Below are 19,745 nucleotides of genomic sequence, written 5' to 3'. Positions count from 1 at the left end.
GATTTAATCAGAAAATCTCTGCCTTTTTTCCTGTCTTTATGCACAAAATCACTCGCCCCCGCAAGAGAAGTGGACAATACTATTATTCATATAGAGCCCATATTAGAAGACGTAGGGAATGTGGCCTTAATCGCGGATTAGGGCATACTCTCGTCCGAGCTGCACCCCCTTAAGTTGAGACGATGTTCCCAACAGTTTCATATCATGGCTTCTCTGTGCTATAGTTTCAATTTTTTTCGGGCACCACATCATGTTTGAAACCTTAACCGAACGTTTGACTCGCACCTTTAAAAATTTACGGGGACAGGGTCGATTAACTGAAGAGAATGTACAACACGCCCTGCGCGAAGTCAGGCTTTCACTGCTTGAAGCCGATGTTGCATTGCCTGTTATTAAAGAATTTATTGAACAAGTAAAACAAAAAGCATTAGGGCAAGAAGTCTTAACGGAATTAAATCCTGATCAAGCCTTTGTTAAAATCGTTCATGATGAATTAATCCATATCATGGGCGATGAACGTGCCGAGCTTAATTTTAAAACCCAACCCCCTGCAGTATTTTTAATGGCAGGATTGCAAGGCTCTGGTAAAACAACCAGTACGGCGAAATTAGCTCGTTATTTAAAAGAGTCTGAGAATAAAAAAGTAATGGTAACCAGCGTCGACGTCTATCGACCTGCAGCAATTCAACAGCTTAAAGTATTGGCCGATCAAATAGGTGTTACCTTCTTCCCCGCAGAAGCCAATGAACAGCCACTTGCCATTGCAAAAAAATCGCTTGATGCCGCGAAAAAACAATATATGGATGTCTTGCTGATTGATACAGCAGGCCGATTGCATATTGATGCGGATATGATGGCTGAAATTAAAGGCCTGCACAAAGAAATTAATCCAATTGAAACCCTGTTTGTTGTCGACAGCATGACGGGGCAAGATGCTGCAAATACCGCCAAAGCTTTTCATGAAGCCCTGCCGCTAACCGGGGTCATTCTGACCAAAACCGATGGTGATGCACGAGGAGGAGCTGCTCTTTCTGTAAAACAAATTACCGGCCAACCCATTAAATTTATCGGTAGTGGTGAAAAAGTAGAAGCGTTGGAGCCGTTTCATCCTGAGCGAATTGCCTCAAGAATTCTTGGCATGGGAGATATTCTCACGCTGATTGAAGAAGTTGAGCGTAAAGCGGACAAACAAGCCAGTGAAAAACTTGCTAAAAAACTGAAAAAGGGCAAAAGCTTTGATCTGGAAGACTTTAAACAACAGCTTCTGCAAATGAATAATATGGGTGGTATTACTGGAATGATGAGCAAGCTACCTGGTGTCAGTCAAATGATGCCGCAACAGGCAATGAAACAAGTTAGCGATAAAGCCATGGCGCAAACCATTGCCATTATTAACTCCATGACACCCAAAGAACGTCGTATACCCAAGCTTATTGTGGGTTCACGCAAAAAACGTATTGCTTTGGGATCGGGAACACAAATACAGGATGTGAATAAGTTATTGAAGCAATTTGAACAAATGCAAAAAATGATGAAAAAATTTACCAAACCTGGTGGAATGCAAAAAATGATGCGTGGACTTGGTGGAATGGCCGGTTTAAAAGGCATATTACCCGATGATTTTAAATAATTCACAAGAATTACTTCACATGCTGAATTAATTTTCGTACAATACACGGCATTTTTACGTAACCACTCTAAAGTAGAGGAAAACAATGGTCGTTATACGTTTATCAAGAGGTGGCGCCAAAAAGCGTCCGTTTTATCATATGGTCGTTACTGACAGTCGCAAACGCCGCGATGGCAGTTACATTGAGCGTATCGGTTATTTTAACCCTGTAGCTCGTGGGCAAGAGGTACGTTTGCACATTGATGCAGAAAAGTTAAGCCAATGGCAAAAAGTAGGCGCACAATTGTCTGATCGCGTAAGCGCTTTAGTCAAAGAGTTTAATAAAAAAGGCGAAGCTGCTTAATAACGTGAATAATCAGGAAAACTGGATAGTAATTGCCCGTTTTGGGCGGCCACATGGTGTTAAAGGTTTTGTCACGGTTCACTCCTTTACAGAGCCTCGAGATAATGTGCTGAAGTATACAAATTGGCATGCCTTTATCAACAATAAATGGCAGCCAATAAAGTTATTGCGTGCTGAAGTACAAACTAAATCCATCATAGCCCAAATTGAAGGTTATCCTGAACGCGAATCAGTAGCTCACCTCACTAATATAGAAATTGCAGTTCAACAGGAACAACTGGAAACACTAAAACCTGGTGAATATTATTGGCATCAACTTATAGGAATGAAGGTGATCAACCAAAAGGGTGAATCTTTTGGGACTGTCACGGAAATAATTCCTACAGGTGCAAATGATGTTTTGGTTGTAGAAGGTAATAAAAAACATTTAATACCTTATTTACTCGACCAGTTTATATTAGATATTGATACCAACCAGCAATTAATTACTGTTGATTGGGATATGGATTTTTAAGTGGTGCTTCATCTCGGAGTAATCAGCTTAATACCCGAAATACTGAATGCGTTAAACTACGGCATTACGGGCAGAGCAATTGAGCAGAAGTTAGTCAAGATTGATTACTGGAACCCAAGAGATTGGTCTTACAGGCCCTATAGGCAAGTCGATGATAAGCCTTATGGTGGCGGTCCGGGAATGGTGATGATGTATGAGCCCTTAAAAGGGGCAATTATGCAGGCACGTAGTCAAATGCCGAGTCATTGTAAAACGATTTACTTGAGTCCTCAAGGTAAGGTAATTCGACAAAATGACTTAAATCAAGTGGCACGTGACAAACAACCCTTGCTGTTTATTGCCGGGCGATATGAAGGAATTGATGAGCGCATTCTTCAACAATATGTTGATGAAGAATGGTCTCTCGGGGATTTTGTTTTAAGTGGCGGTGAGCTGGCTGCTACGGTATTTATCGATGCAATAATTCGTTTAATACCAGGGAGTCTAGGGCATCTTGGTTCAGCAGAACAAGATTCTTTTATGAATGGTTTACTGGATTGCCCTCATTATACTCGACCAGCAACCGTTGACGGATTAGAGGTGCCACCCGTTTTATTAGGTGGTAATCACAGAGATATAGAACTGTGGCGAAGAAAGCAATCTCTGGGTAAAACCTGGCTTAAACGACCAGATTTACTTGAAAAAATACAGTTAAGTGAAACAGATAAGCAATTGCTTGCTGAGTTTATGTATGAACACGGTGATTCCTAGAGGATGAACCAATTTGAGGAGTAGTCCATGACTAATATTATTGACCAACTGAATGCTGAGCAAATGCAAGGTAAAGAGATCCCTGTTTTTAACCCAGGTGATACTGTTTTGGTTCAAGTGAAAGTAATTGAAGGTAACCGTGAGCGTTTACAAGCATTTGAAGGTGTTGTTATCGCAAAACGTAATCGCGGTTTGAATTCTGCATTCACTGTTCGTAAAATCTCTCACGGTGTTGGTGTAGAGCGTGTGTTCCAAACTTACAGTCCTATTGTTGATAGCATTACCGTAAAAAGACGTGGTGATGTGCGTCGTGCTAAACTTTATTACCTCCGTAACTTAGCTGGTCGTGCAGCACGTATCAAAGAAAAGTTAACCGGTAAAAAAGCAGATTAATACCTAATTCCTGGACATCAATGATCCCCGTGCATACGGGGATTTCTTATTTATAGTAAGCATTAACGCCCTATTCACTAAAAGTCTTGTGTCAAAATTAAGCCCAAAGATTCAAACTGCCCGCTAGACTTTTTATACGAAAAAATTTTGCTTTGAAACTAAAATATTCCTAATCCAAAGTTTTTCTAAAAAGTAAAACTGCTGAAAAAACCATAACAACCATAAAGAGTAGAATAGGCCAAATATCAGGCCAGAGAATGCTAAAATCCGCCCCCTTCAACATTATATTTCGTGTAATTCTTAAAAAGTGCGTTAATGGGATCAATTGACCTATGTATTGCGCCCACATTGGCATTCCGCTGAATGGAAACAAAAAACCCGAAATCATTATTACAATTAACATATAGGCATTAGTTGAAGCAACCGCTTGAAATTGGGTTTTTGCGAAGGCGGACATAGCCAACCCCATTGCCAAACTTCCAATAGAGTAAGGTGCCATGATGACCAGATACAGAAGTAAACTTCCATGAAAAGGCACAGAGAAAACAAAATAAGAAATAAATAAGAGCATAAATAAGATCAAATACCCCACTATAAAATGTGGAATGACTTTACCCAAAATAATATTTGCTGCGCTCAGTGGCGTGATTAATAGTGTTTCGAAAGTACCTACCTCATATTCAGCTGTAATTGACATCGCAGTTAGAAGGGTCAGTGTTGTAAGCATCAATACGGCAATTAATCCAGGAACAATATTATATTGTGAGAACCCTTCAGGATTAAACTTGGCATGTATATCCAATTCAAAAGGGGTCTGTTTTGAAGAAAGATAAGCAAGAGAACCACGCAGATCATGTTCAAATAATTGGGCCGGGAGAGCGGCGGCTGCTCGAAATGCATTTGAAATTGCAACTGGGTCGGAGGCATCCGCTTCAATGAGCACATGCGGTTTTCTTCCTCTCAATAAATCCCTTGAAAAATTGGGCGGTATATTAATAACAAAAAGGCCTCTTCCGCTAAGCAATAAATTATCGGCCTCTTTTTCAGTTCGGGCAATAGAATCTAAGGAAAAGTATTCTGTATGTTTAAGACCTTCCAATAAAGTGCGGGTAAATGAATTAATTTCAGAGGATATAACGGTCGTTGGTAAAAATTTGGGATTCGTATTAATCATAAAACCAAATAATAATATTTGCAGAACAGGAACTAAGAATAGGAACATAAACGTAGAAATGTTTCGTTTGATCTGGATAAATTCCTTTTTAGCAACCGATATGACACGACAAAAATCTGTTTTTATCATTTATAATCTCTGATCGCCATACGTAGAGAGCCAAACAAAAACATCATCTAAAGTCGAATCAATTATTTTCCCATAAAAACACTCACTTTCGATATAGGGCTGGATTGCTCTCGACAAATCCTCCTTATTTTTACTGCTTACATGGAGTGAATTATGAAATCGTAAAACTTGATCGACTCCCACGGTAGACTCTAATTGATGGGATAGCATCGCAATATTTTTGCCTTTTATTTCCCATGTGGTCAAATTTACAGAGTTTAAAATTTCTTCAATCGTTCCCGACATGAGGGTTCGTCCATAACACATGTATGCAATTTTATTACATTTATCTACTTCATCTAAATTATGAGAACTCAATAAAATGGTAATTCCTTCTCTTGATAATTGATGCATCAAATCCCAAAACTCTCGTCTTGCTTTGGGATCAATATTAGCGGTTGGTTCATCTAATAATAACAATAAGGGATCATGCAATAAAGAAACAGCCAGTGATAAGCGTTGTTTCCACCCCCCAGATAAAGTTCCTGAAATTTGATCTTTGTATTTTTCCAAATCAAATTTGTGCAAGTACTTTTCTATTTGATTCTTTCGATCAACTACACCATAAACCTCAGAGAAAAAAAGCATATTTTCATAGACAGTCAGATCTTTATACAGACCAAAACTCTGCGACATATATCCAACAAGTGCTTTGATCCGACGAGATTCTGTTAAGATGTCAAAGCCAACACACTCACCAGTACCCGAATCAGGAATGATCAGACCGCATAGCATTCTTATGGAAGTAGTTTTTCCAGCTCCATTGGGACCAAGAAAGCCATAAATATCACCATATTCAACTTTAAGATTAAGATTGCTAACTGCCTGATAGGTATTGAATTTTTTAGTTAAATTTCTTACATCGATAATATAATTGCTTTTATCCATAAAAAACCTTATTTCTTTCCAGAAAATTTCAACCAAAGCTGTTGAAATAAAGATGGTTGATGTATGGTTATAAATTTTTTAACAAGCTCTGTTTCTATAACTAATAACTCACTATCAATTTTTGCTAACGCGGCTTCAGTTCTCTTTATATCCTTCATAAATTCTGCATCCCCAAACATTTGATTTATTTTAATTACCTTAAGAGTGCTCTCTTTTTTATTAAGAAGAACAACCTCACCTTTGAGGAGATAATAACAAGCATCAGCAGCATCCCCCTCTTTATACAAATAGGTACCTGAAGTAACCTGAATATTTATTGCTGTTTTCACCATTGTCTGTATTTTCTCATGGGAAAAATTACTAAACAGATGATGAGCACGAATAAACTGAATTAAAAGAAATTCTTCACTTAACTTTTTCAAATTAGGATATTTTATCTCCGGCTGCTCCAAAAAACCGAGAAAATCATAAAGACTAATTTTTAGTAATTGCATAGGGGTAAGTGCTTTCACTGTGGCCGTACGAAGACCTGTCTGAGAAACAAAACCCTCTGAGGATAATCCTATAATATCGCCTTTTCTTAATTCAGATATACGCATAGACTGTCTTGTTCCCTGCGCATGCACAGCTCTTGTTACTTCTGCTCTTCCTGCAACGATTAAAAAAATACAATCAATCGGTTCACCCTCAACAACAATAACTTGATCCGCTTCAACATGCCCAGGTTTCGCATATCCAATTAATTGATGCGCATTTGAACGATTGAGAAGACAGAAAAGAGGATGCTGTAAAATAAGCTCCTCATAATTGTCAGCATTCTTTTTCATAAACTATCTGTTCTCTCATCAGCAAGACATTATTATCATGATAAATTAGTCTAAGGTTCTTCTAAAAAGTACGATTCCCAAAAAAATAATAACTATGGAAAATAAAATTATAGGCCACGTATCAGGCCATAAAATATCCCAACCGGCACCTTTTAACATGCTGTTTCTCGTGATCCTTAAAAAATGCGTCAGCGGTATCGTTTGACTGATTGATTGTGCCCAATGTGGTACGCCAGTAAATGGAAATAAAAAACCCGAGACCATAATTGCTACCAGACCATAGGCGTTCGTTAAACCTACCGCCGCAAATTGTGTTCGAGTAACAGCCGAGATGGCAAGTCCTGTTCCTAGGCTGGAAATAGAGTAAGGGGCTAAAAGTAATAAATACAGGAAAAAGCTGCCATGAAAAGGAATGGAAAAAATAAAATAAGCGATTGCCAACAATATAAATAAAAGTAAATACCCTAAAATAAAATAGGGTATCACCTTACCAAAAATAATATTAACTGGAGTTAAAGGCGTTATTAATAAGGTCTCGAAAGTTCCTCGTTCAAATTCTGAGTTTATAGATACCGCTGTTAAAACAGTTAATGTTGAAAAGATCAATAAAGCAATTAATCCAGGTATGGTATTGTATTGTGGAATACTTTCAGGATTGTATTTAGCTTGAATATCAAAAATGAATGGAGCATCCGTGGATGCTAAATAACTCAGTGGGCCCTGTAAATCATGTTCAAAAACTTTAGAAGGTAATTCAGATGCAGCACGAAACGCATTTGAAACCGCTACAGGGTCTGAAGCATCAGCCTCGATCAATACATGCGGGTGCTTTCCACGAATTAAATCCCGGGTAAAATTGGGAGGAATATTAATAACAAAAAGGACCTTTCCACTCAGTAATAAGCGCGCGGCTTTTTTTTCATCCGCAGTTATGGTTTCAATTGAAAAATAATTCGTGTTTTTTAGACCCTCTAACAAAGTTCGGGTTAAAGGAGTATCCTCAGAGGTAATCACTACGGTTGGAAGATTTTTGGGATTGGTGTTTATAATCGCCCCAAACAATAGTATTTGTGTCACTGGGATGATAATCAACCATGAGAAAATCAAAAAATCTCGTTTGATTTGAATAATTTCTTTTTTTGCAATCGACCAGATACGAAGAAATTCATTTTTTATCATTTATCATCCTTGAATGAGAATTAGAAATACTCAATTTTTCTCAAAACAATGTCTGAATTTTGCCAGAAAATGTCCAAATATCCATAAAGATGATTTTGTTGATACGGGGCATTATGGTCTATGGTATCGTAATATGATCATCACTGACAGTCTATTTTTCAATGTGATTTCTTTCACTAATGAACAACAGTCACGAAATCGACAGTCAGCAAGCAGACAATAAGCAACATGTTAGGGTTCCTTGATATAGGCGCGGTTTTTTGGACGAAAAAAGGTAATTTTTAAGAGCTATTCTTCTAAGTAACAGAGGAGAATAGAATGAGCAAAAAAAGAAACTATTACACGGCATCAAAAAAATCAAAGATAGCAGTTGCGGCAATTGAAGGAAAATTGACTCAGGCTCAACTGACCAGCGAATACGGTGTGCATCCTACCCAAATTAAAGCATGGAAGCAAACAGCATTGCAGGCTATTTCAGATGCTTTTTCCAATTCTCATGATAAGGATAAAAAAGAGCAAGCCGAGCTTGTTGGTGCTTTGTATGAGGAAATTGGTCGACTTCAAGCCCAATTATCATGGTTAAAAAAAAAGACTGCCACTGAGCTTGGATGAAAAGCGTAAGCTGATTGATAGCAACGCTGAAATATCAATCCGAGAACAATGCATGCTACTCGGATTGAGTATTTCCAGTTATTATTACAAAGCGTCTCCTATATCAGCAGAGGACGAGCGGCTCATGGCGCTGTTAGACGAGCATTATCTCCAGTATCCATGTGAAGGTAAAGTGAAGCGCGCACAATGGTTGTCCCTTGAAGTTGGCTATCCTGTTGGTAAACGACGCATCAAGAGACTCATGGAGGCTATGGGATTAGAAACCGTCTACCCAAAGCCAAATACAAGCGTTCCCAATAAAGAGCACACCGTGTACCCCTATCTATTACGTGACATCGATATCACTAAGCCTAATCAGGTCTGGGCTGCTGATATTACCTACGTGCGTATGAAGGGAGGCCATGTTTACTTGGTTGCCATCATGGACTGGTATAGTCGGTATGTGCTTCAATGGGCGGTGTCCCCAACATTAGAAGCAGAATTTTGTGTAGAGGCGCTAAAAAACGCGTTATTACAGGGGCGGTGTGATATTTTTAATACCGATCAGGGTGCTCAGTTCACGTCTAATGATTGGATCAATACCTTGAAGGCCCACAAAATCTCTATCAGTATGGATGGGCGCGGCCGATACCTCGATAATATTTTCATAGAACGTTTATGGCGCAGTGTTAAGCAAGAAAAACTCTATCGGTATGATTTCGAAACAATCGAAGAGATAGAGCTGGAATTAGCTGAGTATTTTGAATATTATAACAACCGAAGACTCCATCAGTCTTTTGGATATTTAACACCAGCTCAAGTGTATTTCGGACACCCTAGTACGGTTTCTAAAACATAGTTCGGTGTGTCATGGCTTACCCACAGGGTCCACAGGCCTATCCGAGACGATGAAGGCTCTACTGGCCTATGGACTTGTGGATAAGCCATTCTGTGAGAGCAGGAGTTAATAAACCAATTCGGAATAGCTCTTATTTTTCCTGAATTTTGTTCCAGATTACCAGACCTAGATTACCTGGCATTACTTTTTGACGCAATTTTAAAATTAATTACAAAAAAACTTTTCATTTTCTTAGATATACTTATGTCAGTGTATTGTCAGGTGCTGTCATTTGGTGGTAAGTTTTTTTATTTGTTTCAATTCATTTGATTGATTCGTTTGAGATCAAAATAATATGCGAAAACTCACTCAGCGAGGGTTGTTTCTATTGATAATTTGCACACTTACAGTGAGTTGCAAAAGAGAGAACAATTCATTGCAGGGATATATCGATGCTGATTATACTTATATCTCAAGCAATTTTGCAGGTAATCTTATCAGTCTTGATGCCTCTAAAGGAACTATGGTTCATAAAGGAGATAGGCTATTCACCCTGGATGTACAACCACAAAAATCCCAGCTCAACAGAGCTCAAGCCAATCTTACCCAAGCTTTGGCACAAGTCGAAGTAAAACAAGCCGAACTTGATTACCAGAGTAAATTATTAACTCGTTATCAAAGACTGGTAAAGTCAGGCGGGGTTAGCCTTGAAGAACTTGAAGAAGTAAAAAATAATTACCTTAATGCTAAAGCATCATTAATCTCCCAACAGGCATTAGTCGAATCGTCCAGGGCAGACTTAACCGAAGCAAAATGGAACAAATCAAATAAAGAAGTATATTCTTCAATTTCAGGCTATGTTTACAACACCTATTTCACTGTTGGTGAATTAGTATTATCTGGACGCCCAGTATTATCTATCGTTTCACCTGAAAATCTAAAGGTTGTTTTTTATGTTCCTGAGCCCTTATTAGCTCAGTTAAAATTAAACAGCCAAGTCACCATCAGTTGTGATGGGTGCAAAGAAAATTACCCTGCGACGATAAACTATATTTCTTCAAAAACAGAATATACGCCTCCTTATATTTTTAGTGAGAGCTCAAGAACCAAATTTGTTTATCGTGTCGAGGCAAAACCAATCAAAACAGCATTCAATAATTTACATCCAGGACAGCCGGTCAGTATCAACTTGATTTTATGATCGTTTAAACGAATTGGTTTTGTTCTCATTGTTAATACATCTATTTAGATAAGAAGATCAAATGCAAAGAATCTATTTATTTTTATGCACATTAATCCTTACAAGTTGTAAAGTTGGGCCTAATTTTCATTCACCAGATGCTCCAAAAGCAACCCACTATAATACAGGTCCGGTGAAAAATAGAACAGTTGGCGTAAAGAGCCGAGCGGGTCAACCCCAACACTTTAATTTTAAAAAGAAGATATCCGCATCATGGTGGGAGATATTTCATTCCAAAGAATTAAATTCATTTATAGAAAAAGGATTAAAAAATAATCCATCAATAGAAATGAGTAAGGCTAATTTGCGTAAAGCACAGGCCAATTTACTTGCTGAGGCAGGACACAATTTATTTCCTACCGTGGATACTCAATTTCTGGCGAGTCGTGAGAGAAATAGTTTACTTGCCACCGGAATTAATATTACACCTATTCCGGGAACTAAACTTCCATTTTCTTCAGTCAATACTTTCGACCTGTACAATACCTCTATCAGCGTTCGATATAATTTAGACTTATTTGGCGGCACTCGTCGTCAATTAGAGTCCCTAAGAGCCGCAATTGATTATGAACGTTTTGAATTGGAAGCGACTTATTTAACGCTAACAGCGAATATAGTGACAACAAGCATCACGATTGCATCATTGCAAGAACAGATTAAAACCACAAAAGAGCTTATAGCATGTCAAAAGGAATTGGTAAAATTAGAAAATAGCAACTATGTTCAAGGACATACTTCCAAGCTTACTCTACTCGATAGTGACAATCGACTTAAGAAAACTCAAGCACAACTCCCTACCCTCAAAAATGATTTGGCTAAAAAATATAATGCTCTTGCAATACTTATAGGATCATTGCCGAGCGAAACAGAATTTTTTGATTTTACACTGCAAAATATCCGTTTACCCACGGATCTTCCCGTTACTCTGCCTTCACTTCTTGTCAAACAACGACCCGATATAAAATCCTCTGAATCATTACTGCATAAAGCGAGCGCAGAAATTGGAGTGGCAACCGCTAATCTTTACCCTCAATTAAATATAGGTGCTACCTATGCCTGGTACTCAACTGCACTAAGTACCTTGTTCAATCCTGCAAATAATGTGTGGAATTATGGTGGTCAAATATTCCAAACACTGCTGAAAGGAGGTGAATTACGTGCAAAACGCCAACTCGCTATTGCGGTGTATGATTATGAACTTGCACGATATAAGAAAGTGGTACTTGATGCCTTTCAACAAGTTGCAGATGCCTTACATGCTCTTGAGTTCGATGCTGAGTTATTGCGTGAACAAGTGAATTCAGAAACAAACACACGGGAACAATTTAAAATAGTGAGAATGCAATACCAACTCGGTAAAGCGAACTATTTAGCCGTTTTAAGGGCAAAAGAATCCTATTTAAAAATACACTTAAAAGTAATTCAAGCTGAAACAGCTCGTTATAATGATACTGCCGCGCTCTTTCAATCACTCGGCGGAGGCTGGTGGAATAATGGGTAGGCCCTGTTTTCAATTCTACTTTCTTGGCCAAAATGCGTATAAACAGACCCTAGTGTTTCTGGAGTTCGTATCCCACTCCTTTTCTTTCCACAGTTGCAATGGTACGAAGTTTCGCTAAATTTAATTTCATTAACATCTTAATATAAAACCAACCGAGATCAAATTCATCATCCAACAAGGATAGTTTTGCAGAGGTAGGATTGTTATGATGGTTGTTATGTAATTCTTCCCCATTCAACAAAATACCTATATGCATTAGATTATGCGAATTATCCTTTGTGTTGAAGTTTCGATAACCATATACATGAGTCAAAGCAGCAAATGCTCCGAATAATACCATAGTAATCGCAATAATATTGATGTCCCACATGACCATACCCCACAACCCAAAGAGTAGAATGTATAGAGATAAAAAGATGACTAATCCTAACGATTGAAATTTACTAAAGAGCAATTTCTCAAGCGCGTCGTTATCAGAAATACTTCCATATTTTTCTATAAGAGATGAGGGGTTACATTGAGCACAAATTTCAAACCCCCCCACAAATAAATTTAGTGTCCCTTTATATAACGGGCTATGTGGATCATTAGGCGAATCTGGGTTTTGATGGTGTAATCTATGGATTGCAACCCATTCTGCTCTGTTTAGTCCCGTAGCAAACCAAAGCCAAAAACGGCTAAAATATCTTATTGAGGGTGCGAGCTCAATTGACCTATGAGTTTCGCTTCGATGTAAATAAATACTGAATACAACAATCGTTATGTGGTAAATAATAAGACAAAATATGACTTTTCCTTTCCATCCTAGATTCACTAACCCGTGAATAAGAATTTGATTGTTGAAAATCAGACAAGAAAACAAATAAATAAACAGAAAAAAGGATACTACTAAAACATCTTTAGATAGAATTCTTTGATTTTGAATTTTCATTACTACCTCACTTCCCTAAAACTTAGATAAATCAAATAGAGTCATCGCCCATACATTAAAAAACTCTATTCCGCATTTAACTTATTAAAGTTTTTTTCATCCAAAGATTTGATTACCCCATTCGTTTTCCTTAACTCCATTGGAACTCTATTAAGATCATGAACAACTTTAATTTTCTCTAAAAAGCATAATAAATAATAAGTTATATCTATTTGCCACCAGCGAAATCCCTGGCTTGTTGATCTCTGATAGTAGTGATGATTATTGTGCCAACCCTCACCCAGAGTAATTAAAGCCAGTAGGAAATTATTGCGACTCTCATCTCCTGTATCAAACGGTTTTGTACCCCATACATGACAGAGAGAATTGATAGAAAAAGTAACATGGAAGAGAATAATTGTTGAAATAATGCCCCAAACAACTAACTGTAGACCATTAGTATGCAGATTAGGATAATGATTTTCTAAAAAACCACCCATAAAATAGAGTAAGAACAGCGTACAAAGAGGTACCACATTATCAAAACGATTCAACCAGCGTAATTCTGGATATTTTGCAAAATCCCGTATTGCAGTGTAGTCTGTTTTAAAATTGTTTGAATAAAAAATCCATCCAACATGGCTCCACAATAAACCATGTTTTATAGGAGAATGAGGATCTTGTATTTGCTCTGTATGTCGATGATGAATACGGTGATGGCTTGCCCACCAGAGTGGTCCTCTTTGTACGGAGGCATTACCCAATACTGCAAAAATAAATTGCCAAAAACGATTTGTTTTAAAAGTCTTATGTGAAAAATAGCGATGATAAAAACCAGTTATTGCAAACATCCTAAGGAAATAGAGCACAGCAGCAGTAAAAACCGATGTAAAACTCCATCCAACCCAAAACACCCCCAAACAACACAAATGAAGTAATACAAAGATGAAAACACGAGCCCAATGTATCGTGTCTTGTTGTACATTACTTTCTTTTAATTCGGTATCCAACCACCCGTATATAGAGAGAACTAAAGACTTGAGTTTCATTTTTGCCATCTACAAAAAAACAAATGAAAATGAACTGAGTGAAAGGTTTTATATCTTCTCTGAGTCAAGCATCTTAATTTTTAAAATAAGCTTGTTGTTTTTTACATCATTTGAAAATACAACGCTCCCACTAACATTAACCCAGCATCTGTCTATGTTGCAGGCAGAAAACCATGATTTTAAAAGTGTAGCAGATACTAAAAATTTGGTATTAAATATAGGCTAATAAGCAAAAAAATTACTGAAATTTAACAAAACTAAGGGTTAAGGCCTCCATCCTTTCCCGAAATTAACTCGCTAATTGATTTTTCATGTAAGACCAAGCTGAAAAAACCAATTCCTATCCCAGTAACCCAACGCCAGGTATTTTCGAGGGCTGAAGGAGGGCAAATGTTATCCAAACACGCTAACTCTCCTTTCCCCGGACCCAATTCACGAAGCGAGTTCACATAAGTAGCAATTACCTCGGCTACTTTGGGGGTCAACTCCGTTTGTTCATATAAATAACCAAGAAAGCGTTTTGCCATGCTTAATCGTGTGGCATAAAGTTTATCGTCTTTTATTTTTATGCGTTCTAAATGCAAAATATAATCTTCAAGGAGGTATCTAGGCTCAGTAATAGCACGGATATTTTTAAAAGCATCAACTACCTCTTTTTGATCAGCACCTTCTGCGTACTGATAAAACTGTGTTTGCATATCTTCTAATCGCTTTTTATAGGTAAATGGGTTTAACTGAGCAAGATTTTGTGCAATCAGCAAATCTGCTTCACGGGGCTTTATTTTTTTTTGCGGGGTTAAGGACACATTGATATCTGAGAGCCTAAAAACCATGCACATAAATAATGCAGTAGTAATTATTTTAAGCGAATAATCCAATTTACCTTGTAACGTTTTAGACTCCAAATCATATACCGCCTGTAAGACAGCTACTTTTTTTGCATCCTCTTCTGAATAATCATTGCTTAGCCATTCAAGAATCAAAAAATTTACGGTGTCTTCTGCACCCATCAGCTCATATTTCTGAGTAATAAAATCGACCCACTCCAAAAAAAGGAGGTACTTTCCTTCATGTAGCGCTTTAATGTATTCAGAACTAGATAAAAGCATAATGGTCCCTTGACTGCTTTTTTCGAATCTTATCCTATACTTAAAAAACACAAACATGCAAATGGTGCACACTATGAAAAGGAAGTGGTATGTAACTATTGCTGTATCTCTTTTACCCTTGAGTTTAGCACTTGCCAATTCCGCAAATTGTGATTTAACACAATTTCGTTGGGAATGTGATTTACCGGTACAGGTTAAACCAAAGCCTGGAGCCACATCACTGGTGTATTGTGGTAACTCTTATGGCTATCTCACCAAACAGGAGTATGACATATTGGCTCGCTATCAACGCGCCAATGTGAATATGGTTTTAAATATTAATGGTGAATATATAGACAGTCCTTGTATCGGCGCGCAAAGATAGTACAATAGATCGCTTTCTTATCCCGATTATATATTTGGGAAATATCGTAGCCCGGGTACAGCGCAGCAGAACCCGGGTTTTTCTATATTTAGTTTTCCGAATAAGTAGATTAATGAGATGATCATTGAACTCGATGGTATTCCTATAGAAATATCACGAAAAAAAATTAAAAACATGCACTTACGTATTTATCCCCCTGATGGATTAGTTAAAGTGAGTGCCCCTCTGCGGTTCAGTGAACAGCTGATAAGACAAAATCTTGAATCTAAAACTGCATGGATACATCAGCAAAGAGAACGCATCCGTAATCGGGCCATTGCTGAAGAATGTACCTTTGCAACGGGAGCCACTGTACCATTCAAAGGGAAAAAGTATTTACTAATCATTGAAGAACATCATGGCCCTACACAGATTAAAATTAATGATGAGCTGATGTACTGTTTTACACAGCCTAATAGTTCTCCTCCACAGATACAAACCATTCTAGAACGTTGGTATAAACATCAAATGCAGATATTATTGCCTGATCTCATTCAACATTGGGAAACGATAATTGGTGTCAAAGTCAACGAATGGGGAATAAGAAAAATGAAAACCCGTTGGGGTTCATGTAATACTAAAGCAGCACGTATCTGGCTGAATCTCAACCTCATCAAAAAACCTGCGATTTGTCTGGAGTATGTTCTTGTTCATGAATTAATTCATCTGCTGGAACCAAGCCATAATAAACGCTTTTATGAACTAATGAGCCAATTCATGCCACAATGGCGTGAATATGAATACCAACTTGAAGGACGAGTGCTTTGATTGATTCAGAACAACTTATTCACAACCTTTGTACTCAAGGGTTTTATATTATCGACGGTTTTTTAGAACCCAACCAATGCCGCTCATTACGTCTAATAGCCCAAGAATTGTATGAACAAGGGCTATTTCGAGAGGCTAAAATTGGCCGTAGATTGTATTCGCACCATAATGAGATCATTCGCTCTGATGAAATTTTTTGGTTGGATGAATATGAGAGCAATCCGACAATACAAGTCTTCTTAGAGCAAATGCTGTATTTAGCTCAAATATTGAATCAGTCACTCTTTTTAGGTTTACATGAATTTGAAACCCATTTTGCTGCCTATCAGCCAGGCACCTTTTATAAAAAGCATGTCGATCAGTTTGCCACACAAAAAACACGCAAAATCTCTTGTGTCTATTATTTAAATAATAATTGGGAACCTGAATATGGTGGTGAGTTAAAACTCTACAACACAGAAAATCAATTGCTTAAAAAGGTTTTACCCTCCGAAAATCGCTTCATATGTTTTAATAGTGAATTACCTCATGAGGTTTGTGTTACTCATCAACCTCGATACAGCATTACTGGTTGGATGAAAACTCAATCGTCTTGTTTATTGAATCGGAGCGAGTTCTCCAATTCACTCACATCATCCAAAGGGTAGAAACTCAACGCAGTCGCATCGTGTTACGATGAAAGCTTCCTCTTCATTTGGGGTGAGGGAGGAATGACTCGCGAAATCATAGGATTAGAGTGTATAATAATCTTTTTATTTTCACTAAATCTCTATGCACGCCTTAGACATTAAACAGTTACATAAAACCTATGCGAATGGGGTACAAGCCTTAAAGGGCATTGATTTAACCATAAACCAGGGTGATTTTTTTGCTTTATTGGGTGCTAACGGCGCGGGAAAATCAACTACCATTGGTTTAATTACCACATTACTTAATAAGACCTCTGGAAGCATCAGTATTCATGGTTATGATTTAGAAAAAGAAGCGGAGAAAGCCAAATCGTGTTTAGGACTTGTCCCCCAAGAAATCAATCTCAATATTTTTGAAACCTGTGAACAAACCCTCCTAAATCAAGCCGGCTACTATGGAATTTCACGAAAATGCGCACAACCCCGAGTTGAGTCCCTTCTACAGCAATTAGGCCTCTGGGAAAAAAGAAACTCAATAGCACGCCATTTATCGGGAGGAATGAAACGTCGACTCATGATCGCCAGAGCCTTAGTCCACCAACCCAAGGTATTGATTCTTGATGAGCCTACGGCTGGTGTCGATATAGAAATCCGCCACAGTATGTGGGAATTCTTAACCCGAACCAATGCAGAAGGGACAACCATTATTCTCACCACTCATTATCTGGAAGAAGCAGAACAACTGTGTAAAAACATTGCCATCATTGATCAAGGAGAAATAATAAAAAATACGTCCATGAAGGCGTTGTTACAAACCCTACACCATCAAACGTTTATTTTCAACACAGAAAACCGTATCGATCTTTTACCCGATTTACATCCCTTTAAACCGGCTTTGATTGATAGCACTACAATAGAGCTCCGGGTAGATAACCATTTGAATTTAAACGATGCATTTGCCCTGTTCACAAAACACGGCATAAAAATTCATAGTATGCGTAATAAAACGAATCGCTTAGAAGAACTCTTTTTGGATCTGATAAAAAATGGCCATTAAAAAACAAACTATCGCATTATATACTTTGGTTAGACGCGAATTAGTTCGTATGTTTCGCATTTCAACTCAAGTCTTTTTGCCACCAGTGATTACGACGACACTTTATTTTCTCATCTTCGGTAGTTTAATTGGACCTCGTATCGGCTCGATTCAAGGAGTCAGTTATCCAATGTTCATTGCTCCTGGATTGATTATGATGTCAGTCATTGTCAATTCCTATGGAAACGTATCTTCCTCACTTTATAGCGTCCGCTTTCAAAAAAGCATTGATGAAATGCTCGTAAGTCCAATGCATAACAGCCTTTTGCTGCTTGGATATGTTTTGGGAGGAGTATTTAGAGGATTAATCGTTGCTGCATTGGTCTATATTGTTGCTAGCTTTTTCTTAACTATTGAGCTAGGCCATTTGCCTATGACCTTGCTGGTTGTATTGCTGGTCTCTGCTGTATTTTCCCTGGCAGGTTTTACCAATGCCATGGTGGCCCGAAATTTTGATGATATTATGATTATTCCAACCTTTGTGCTCACTCCCCTCACCTATTTAGGTGGAGTATTTTACAGTATCAACATGCTTCCTGAATTCTGGCAAAAAGTTTCTTGGCTTAATCCTATTCTCTATATGGTCAATGCGCTTAGAAATGCGATGATTGGTCAAAGTGAAGTCAATACATCTTTAGCCATGGGAATTATTGTCCTTATGTTGGCATTGCTCACGCTCCTTAACATGATTTTATTAAAAAAAGGGGTGGGGTTTCGCGAATAATCGCCGCCTTCTTTTTCCGGAGTTGCCCGCAGAATCAGGAGAATACGTTAAAACACAGCCCCCCCCCCCGCGAACAAGCGCCAGGAGTAGGCAGAGTGGAAACAAAAGACAGGTGCTACAAACGTTCCATCTCCAATAGGAAGACTTAGGTTGGGCCTTGGCCCAACAGCATTCTGCTCCTGAGTAACCCATTAAAGACTGGTCGGGCCAAGGCCCAACCGTGCAACCGGGATGAGACTTTAAATCACGCCTCCTTTTGCAACCAATCAGGCTTCACCCGAGACTTCCTGGAGTCAGGCAAATTATGGAAATATCTGCTATTGCAGCAGCTTGAGCAGCTTGTGTTGCTGTAGAAGTTGACGTTGCGGTTACTTGCGTTGTAGAAAGATAGGACACACTGTCAACACCACTCCCAGCATCATTAGTGACTGTCTTCCCCGCCCCAGTTGTGACTGATACAACATCAGCGGTCGTTGTGACTTCCCCCTCTTTAGGGAAAGGAGCATTAACAATCTTATCTGCAGTAACGCGAACACTTGCTCCTGGTCGAAGGTATTCATTTCTTGCCAAAACAAGTCCTTCAATCACCTCGATATAGGTCATGCCGTGAGAAGGGACGTAGATACGCACATCGGTTCCAAGTATTGCAAGTGATAAAATTGGCGTTTTAAGTGACTCTTTAATTTTTGCCGGGGTTTTTATTTCTGCCTTCCCCTTGCTCAACTCCGCCTTAATTTGCACCGACTCCTTGGGAGAATAAGCCAGAATTTTATAATTTGAATTCCCGCCGATGTTAACTAATGCGCCATTTGTATATTGGAGGCTCGCTGCCGCACCATCACCTGTAATCACTTCATCACCAGGATCCAAAGCCGAGCCACGAGTCAACACCCGCTCCACACCATTATGATGTGCTAGCACTTGTTTCTGAGTGAACAAAACAGTAGCAGCAGATTGAGCAAATACTTGACTGGCTATCATGAATAACCCTGTAATTATTATTTTTTTCATATAGATTCCT

Annotated in this window: 23 protein-coding genes; 15 read left to right on the top strand and 8 right to left on the bottom strand. The window is 38.4% G+C overall.

The features are described from left to right. Positions 1–250 precede the first annotated feature (250 nt). The 5 genes from ffh (at position 251) to rplS (ending at position 3,630) form a co-directional block, all read left to right on the top strand. The gene (ffh, locus tag OQJ26_RS01980; protein ID WP_265702196.1) at positions 251–1,630 is read left to right on the top strand and encodes a signal recognition particle protein; all 1,380 of its coding nucleotides are present in this window, start codon (positions 251–253) and stop codon (positions 1,628–1,630) included. An 85-nt stretch (positions 1,631–1,715) separates the two neighbouring features. Next, entirely contained in the window at positions 1,716–1,973 is a 258-nt protein-coding gene (gene rpsP, locus OQJ26_RS01975) for a 30S ribosomal protein S16 (protein WP_265702195.1), read from the top strand. 4 nt (positions 1,974–1,977) lie between these two features. Continuing rightward, on the top strand, positions 1,978–2,487 hold the full coding sequence (gene rimM / locus OQJ26_RS01970) for a ribosome maturation factor RimM (protein WP_265702194.1): 510 nt from the start codon (positions 1,978–1,980) through the stop codon (positions 2,485–2,487). Then, positions 2,488–3,237, top strand: coding sequence for a tRNA (guanosine(37)-N1)-methyltransferase TrmD (gene trmD / locus OQJ26_RS01965; protein WP_265702193.1), 750 nt, complete (start codon positions 2,488–2,490; stop codon positions 3,235–3,237). It begins immediately after the preceding gene. A 27-nt stretch (positions 3,238–3,264) separates the two neighbouring features. Continuing rightward, the gene (gene rplS, locus OQJ26_RS01960) at positions 3,265–3,630 is read left to right on the top strand and encodes a 50S ribosomal protein L19 (RefSeq protein ID WP_028381313.1); all 366 of its coding nucleotides are present in this window, start codon (positions 3,265–3,267) and stop codon (positions 3,628–3,630) included. A 169-nt stretch (positions 3,631–3,799) separates the two neighbouring features. On the opposite strand, the gene OQJ26_RS01955 is transcribed toward rplS, so the two are convergent. From OQJ26_RS01955 to OQJ26_RS01940, 4 genes are read right to left on the bottom strand one after another with little or no spacing between them, the layout of a single operon-like run. Then, on the bottom strand, positions 3,800–4,933 hold the full coding sequence (locus tag OQJ26_RS01955) for an ABC transporter permease (protein WP_265702192.1): 1,134 nt from the start codon (positions 4,931–4,933) through the stop codon (positions 3,800–3,802). Further along, complete coding sequence (locus OQJ26_RS01950; RefSeq protein ID WP_265702191.1) at positions 4,934–5,860, bottom strand: ABC transporter ATP-binding protein; 927 nt, start codon at positions 5,858–5,860, stop codon at positions 4,934–4,936. It lies immediately after the preceding gene. 8 nt (positions 5,861–5,868) lie between these two features. Further along, on the bottom strand, positions 5,869–6,687 hold the full coding sequence (locus OQJ26_RS01945; RefSeq protein ID WP_265702190.1) for a cyclic nucleotide-binding domain-containing protein: 819 nt from the start codon (positions 6,685–6,687) through the stop codon (positions 5,869–5,871). 45 nt (positions 6,688–6,732) lie between these two features. Further along, the gene (locus tag OQJ26_RS01940; protein WP_265702189.1) at positions 6,733–7,866 is read right to left on the bottom strand and encodes an ABC transporter permease; all 1,134 of its coding nucleotides are present in this window, start codon (positions 7,864–7,866) and stop codon (positions 6,733–6,735) included. 13 nt (positions 7,867–7,879) lie between these two features. Here OQJ26_RS01940 and OQJ26_RS01935 point away from each other — a divergent pair, with 13 nt between their 5' ends. The 5 genes from OQJ26_RS01935 to OQJ26_RS01915 all read left to right on the top strand — a co-directional run bounded on the left by OQJ26_RS01935 (position 7,880) and on the right by OQJ26_RS01915 (position 12,036). Further along, positions 7,880–8,089 (top strand): hypothetical protein, encoded by a 210-nt coding sequence (locus OQJ26_RS01935; RefSeq protein ID WP_265702188.1) that lies wholly within the window; start codon positions 7,880–7,882, stop codon positions 8,087–8,089. 95 nt (positions 8,090–8,184) lie between these two features. Beyond that, complete coding sequence (locus OQJ26_RS01930) at positions 8,185–8,478, top strand: hypothetical protein (protein ID WP_065235619.1); 294 nt, start codon at positions 8,185–8,187, stop codon at positions 8,476–8,478. Continuing rightward, positions 8,471–9,316, top strand: a complete 846-nt coding sequence (locus tag OQJ26_RS01925; RefSeq protein ID WP_082650874.1) for an IS3 family transposase — start codon at positions 8,471–8,473, stop codon at positions 9,314–9,316. The genes OQJ26_RS01930 and OQJ26_RS01925 overlap by 8 nt, the downstream gene beginning before the upstream one ends. Positions 9,317–9,704: 388 nt before the next feature. After that, positions 9,705–10,496 (top strand): HlyD family secretion protein, encoded by a 792-nt coding sequence (locus OQJ26_RS01920; RefSeq protein WP_265702187.1) that lies wholly within the window; start codon positions 9,705–9,707, stop codon positions 10,494–10,496. 61 nt (positions 10,497–10,557) lie between these two features. Then, entirely contained in the window at positions 10,558–12,036 is a 1,479-nt protein-coding gene (locus tag OQJ26_RS01915; protein WP_265702186.1) for an efflux transporter outer membrane subunit, read from the top strand. Between the two features lie 49 nt (positions 12,037–12,085). Here OQJ26_RS01915 and OQJ26_RS01910 read toward each other — a convergent pair whose 3' ends face one another. The 3 genes from OQJ26_RS01910 to OQJ26_RS01900 form a co-directional block, all read right to left on the bottom strand. Beyond that, positions 12,086–12,967: a fatty acid desaturase gene (locus OQJ26_RS01910; protein ID WP_265702185.1), complete on the bottom strand. Its 882-nt coding sequence runs from the start codon at positions 12,965–12,967 to the stop codon at positions 12,086–12,088. Positions 12,968–13,032: 65 nt separating this feature from the next. Beyond that, positions 13,033–13,995: an acyl-CoA desaturase gene (locus tag OQJ26_RS01905; protein WP_265702184.1), complete on the bottom strand. Its 963-nt coding sequence runs from the start codon at positions 13,993–13,995 to the stop codon at positions 13,033–13,035. A 257-nt stretch (positions 13,996–14,252) separates the two neighbouring features. After that, entirely contained in the window at positions 14,253–15,104 is an 852-nt protein-coding gene (locus tag OQJ26_RS01900; protein WP_265702183.1) for a helical bundle domain-containing protein, read from the bottom strand. A gap of 73 nt (positions 15,105–15,177) precedes the next feature. On the opposite strand from OQJ26_RS01900, the gene OQJ26_RS01895 reads away from it, so the two are divergent. The 5 genes from OQJ26_RS01895 (at position 15,178) to OQJ26_RS01875 (ending at position 18,724) form a co-directional block, all read left to right on the top strand. Further along, entirely contained in the window at positions 15,178–15,468 is a 291-nt protein-coding gene (locus OQJ26_RS01895; RefSeq protein WP_028381321.1) for a hypothetical protein, read from the top strand. Between the two features lie 117 nt (positions 15,469–15,585). Then, positions 15,586–16,275 (top strand): M48 family metallopeptidase, encoded by a 690-nt coding sequence (locus OQJ26_RS01890; RefSeq protein ID WP_265702182.1) that lies wholly within the window; start codon positions 15,586–15,588, stop codon positions 16,273–16,275. Further along, positions 16,272–16,922 (top strand): 2OG-Fe(II) oxygenase, encoded by a 651-nt coding sequence (locus OQJ26_RS01885; protein WP_265702181.1) that lies wholly within the window; start codon positions 16,272–16,274, stop codon positions 16,920–16,922. Before OQJ26_RS01890 ends, OQJ26_RS01885 begins: the two co-directional genes overlap by 4 nt. Before the next feature lie 124 nt (positions 16,923–17,046). Then, entirely contained in the window at positions 17,047–17,961 is a 915-nt protein-coding gene (locus tag OQJ26_RS01880; RefSeq protein ID WP_265702180.1) for an ABC transporter ATP-binding protein, read from the top strand. Continuing rightward, positions 17,951–18,724, top strand: a complete 774-nt coding sequence (locus OQJ26_RS01875; protein WP_265702179.1) for an ABC transporter permease — start codon at positions 17,951–17,953, stop codon at positions 18,722–18,724. Before OQJ26_RS01880 ends, OQJ26_RS01875 begins: the two co-directional genes overlap by 11 nt. A 273-nt stretch (positions 18,725–18,997) precedes the next feature. Here the strand turns inward: OQJ26_RS01875 and OQJ26_RS01870 are convergent, their stop codons facing one another. Beyond that, a complete protein-coding gene (locus OQJ26_RS01870; protein WP_265702178.1) occupies positions 18,998–19,735 on the bottom strand; it encodes a FecR family protein in 738 nt (245 codons plus the stop codon). Positions 19,736–19,745: the final 10 nt, after the last annotated feature.

The sequence above is a fragment of the Legionella sheltonii genome (assembly GCF_026191355.1).
In the GTDB taxonomy this organism is placed as follows: Bacteria; Pseudomonadota; Gammaproteobacteria; order Legionellales; family Legionellaceae; genus Legionella; species Legionella sheltonii.
This window is presented reverse-complemented; position numbering and strand designations above follow the sequence as displayed.

What these genes read in the sequence shown, in the direction of transcription:
- ffh (WP_265702196.1), top strand. Translation starts at nt 251, where the DNA reads ATGTTTGAAACCTTAACCGAACGTTTGACTCGCACCTTTAAAAATTTA.
- rpsP (WP_265702195.1), top strand. Translation starts at nt 1,716, where the DNA reads ATGGTCGTTATACGTTTATCAAGAGGTGGCGCCAAAAAGCGTCCGTTT.
- rplS (WP_028381313.1), top strand. Translation starts at nt 3,265, where the DNA reads ATGACTAATATTATTGACCAACTGAATGCTGAGCAAATGCAAGGTAAA.
- OQJ26_RS01955 (WP_265702192.1), bottom strand. Translation starts at nt 4,933, where the DNA reads ATGATAAAAACAGATTTTTGTCGTGTCATATCGGTTGCTAAAAAGGAA.
- OQJ26_RS01950 (WP_265702191.1), bottom strand. Translation starts at nt 5,860, where the DNA reads ATGGATAAAAGCAATTATATTATCGATGTAAGAAATTTAACTAAAAAA.
- OQJ26_RS01945 (WP_265702190.1), bottom strand. Translation starts at nt 6,687, where the DNA reads ATGAAAAAGAATGCTGACAATTATGAGGAGCTTATTTTACAGCATCCT.
- OQJ26_RS01940 (WP_265702189.1), bottom strand. Translation starts at nt 7,866, where the DNA reads ATGATAAAAAATGAATTTCTTCGTATCTGGTCGATTGCAAAAAAAGAA.
- OQJ26_RS01935 (WP_265702188.1), top strand. Translation starts at nt 7,880, where the DNA reads ATGAGAATTAGAAATACTCAATTTTTCTCAAAACAATGTCTGAATTTT.
- OQJ26_RS01930 (WP_065235619.1), top strand. Translation starts at nt 8,185, where the DNA reads ATGAGCAAAAAAAGAAACTATTACACGGCATCAAAAAAATCAAAGATA.
- OQJ26_RS01915 (WP_265702186.1), top strand. Translation starts at nt 10,558, where the DNA reads ATGCAAAGAATCTATTTATTTTTATGCACATTAATCCTTACAAGTTGT.
- OQJ26_RS01910 (WP_265702185.1), bottom strand. Translation starts at nt 12,967, where the DNA reads ATGAAAATTCAAAATCAAAGAATTCTATCTAAAGATGTTTTAGTAGTA.
- OQJ26_RS01905 (WP_265702184.1), bottom strand. Translation starts at nt 13,995, where the DNA reads ATGAAACTCAAGTCTTTAGTTCTCTCTATATACGGGTGGTTGGATACC.
- OQJ26_RS01900 (WP_265702183.1), bottom strand. Translation starts at nt 15,104, where the DNA reads ATGCTTTTATCTAGTTCTGAATACATTAAAGCGCTACATGAAGGAAAG.
- OQJ26_RS01895 (WP_028381321.1), top strand. Translation starts at nt 15,178, where the DNA reads ATGAAAAGGAAGTGGTATGTAACTATTGCTGTATCTCTTTTACCCTTG.
- OQJ26_RS01890 (WP_265702182.1), top strand. Translation starts at nt 15,586, where the DNA reads ATGATCATTGAACTCGATGGTATTCCTATAGAAATATCACGAAAAAAA.
- OQJ26_RS01880 (WP_265702180.1), top strand. Translation starts at nt 17,047, where the DNA reads ATGCACGCCTTAGACATTAAACAGTTACATAAAACCTATGCGAATGGG.
- OQJ26_RS01875 (WP_265702179.1), top strand. Translation starts at nt 17,951, where the DNA reads ATGGCCATTAAAAAACAAACTATCGCATTATATACTTTGGTTAGACGC.
- OQJ26_RS01870 (WP_265702178.1), bottom strand. Translation starts at nt 19,735, where the DNA reads ATGAAAAAAATAATAATTACAGGGTTATTCATGATAGCCAGTCAAGTA.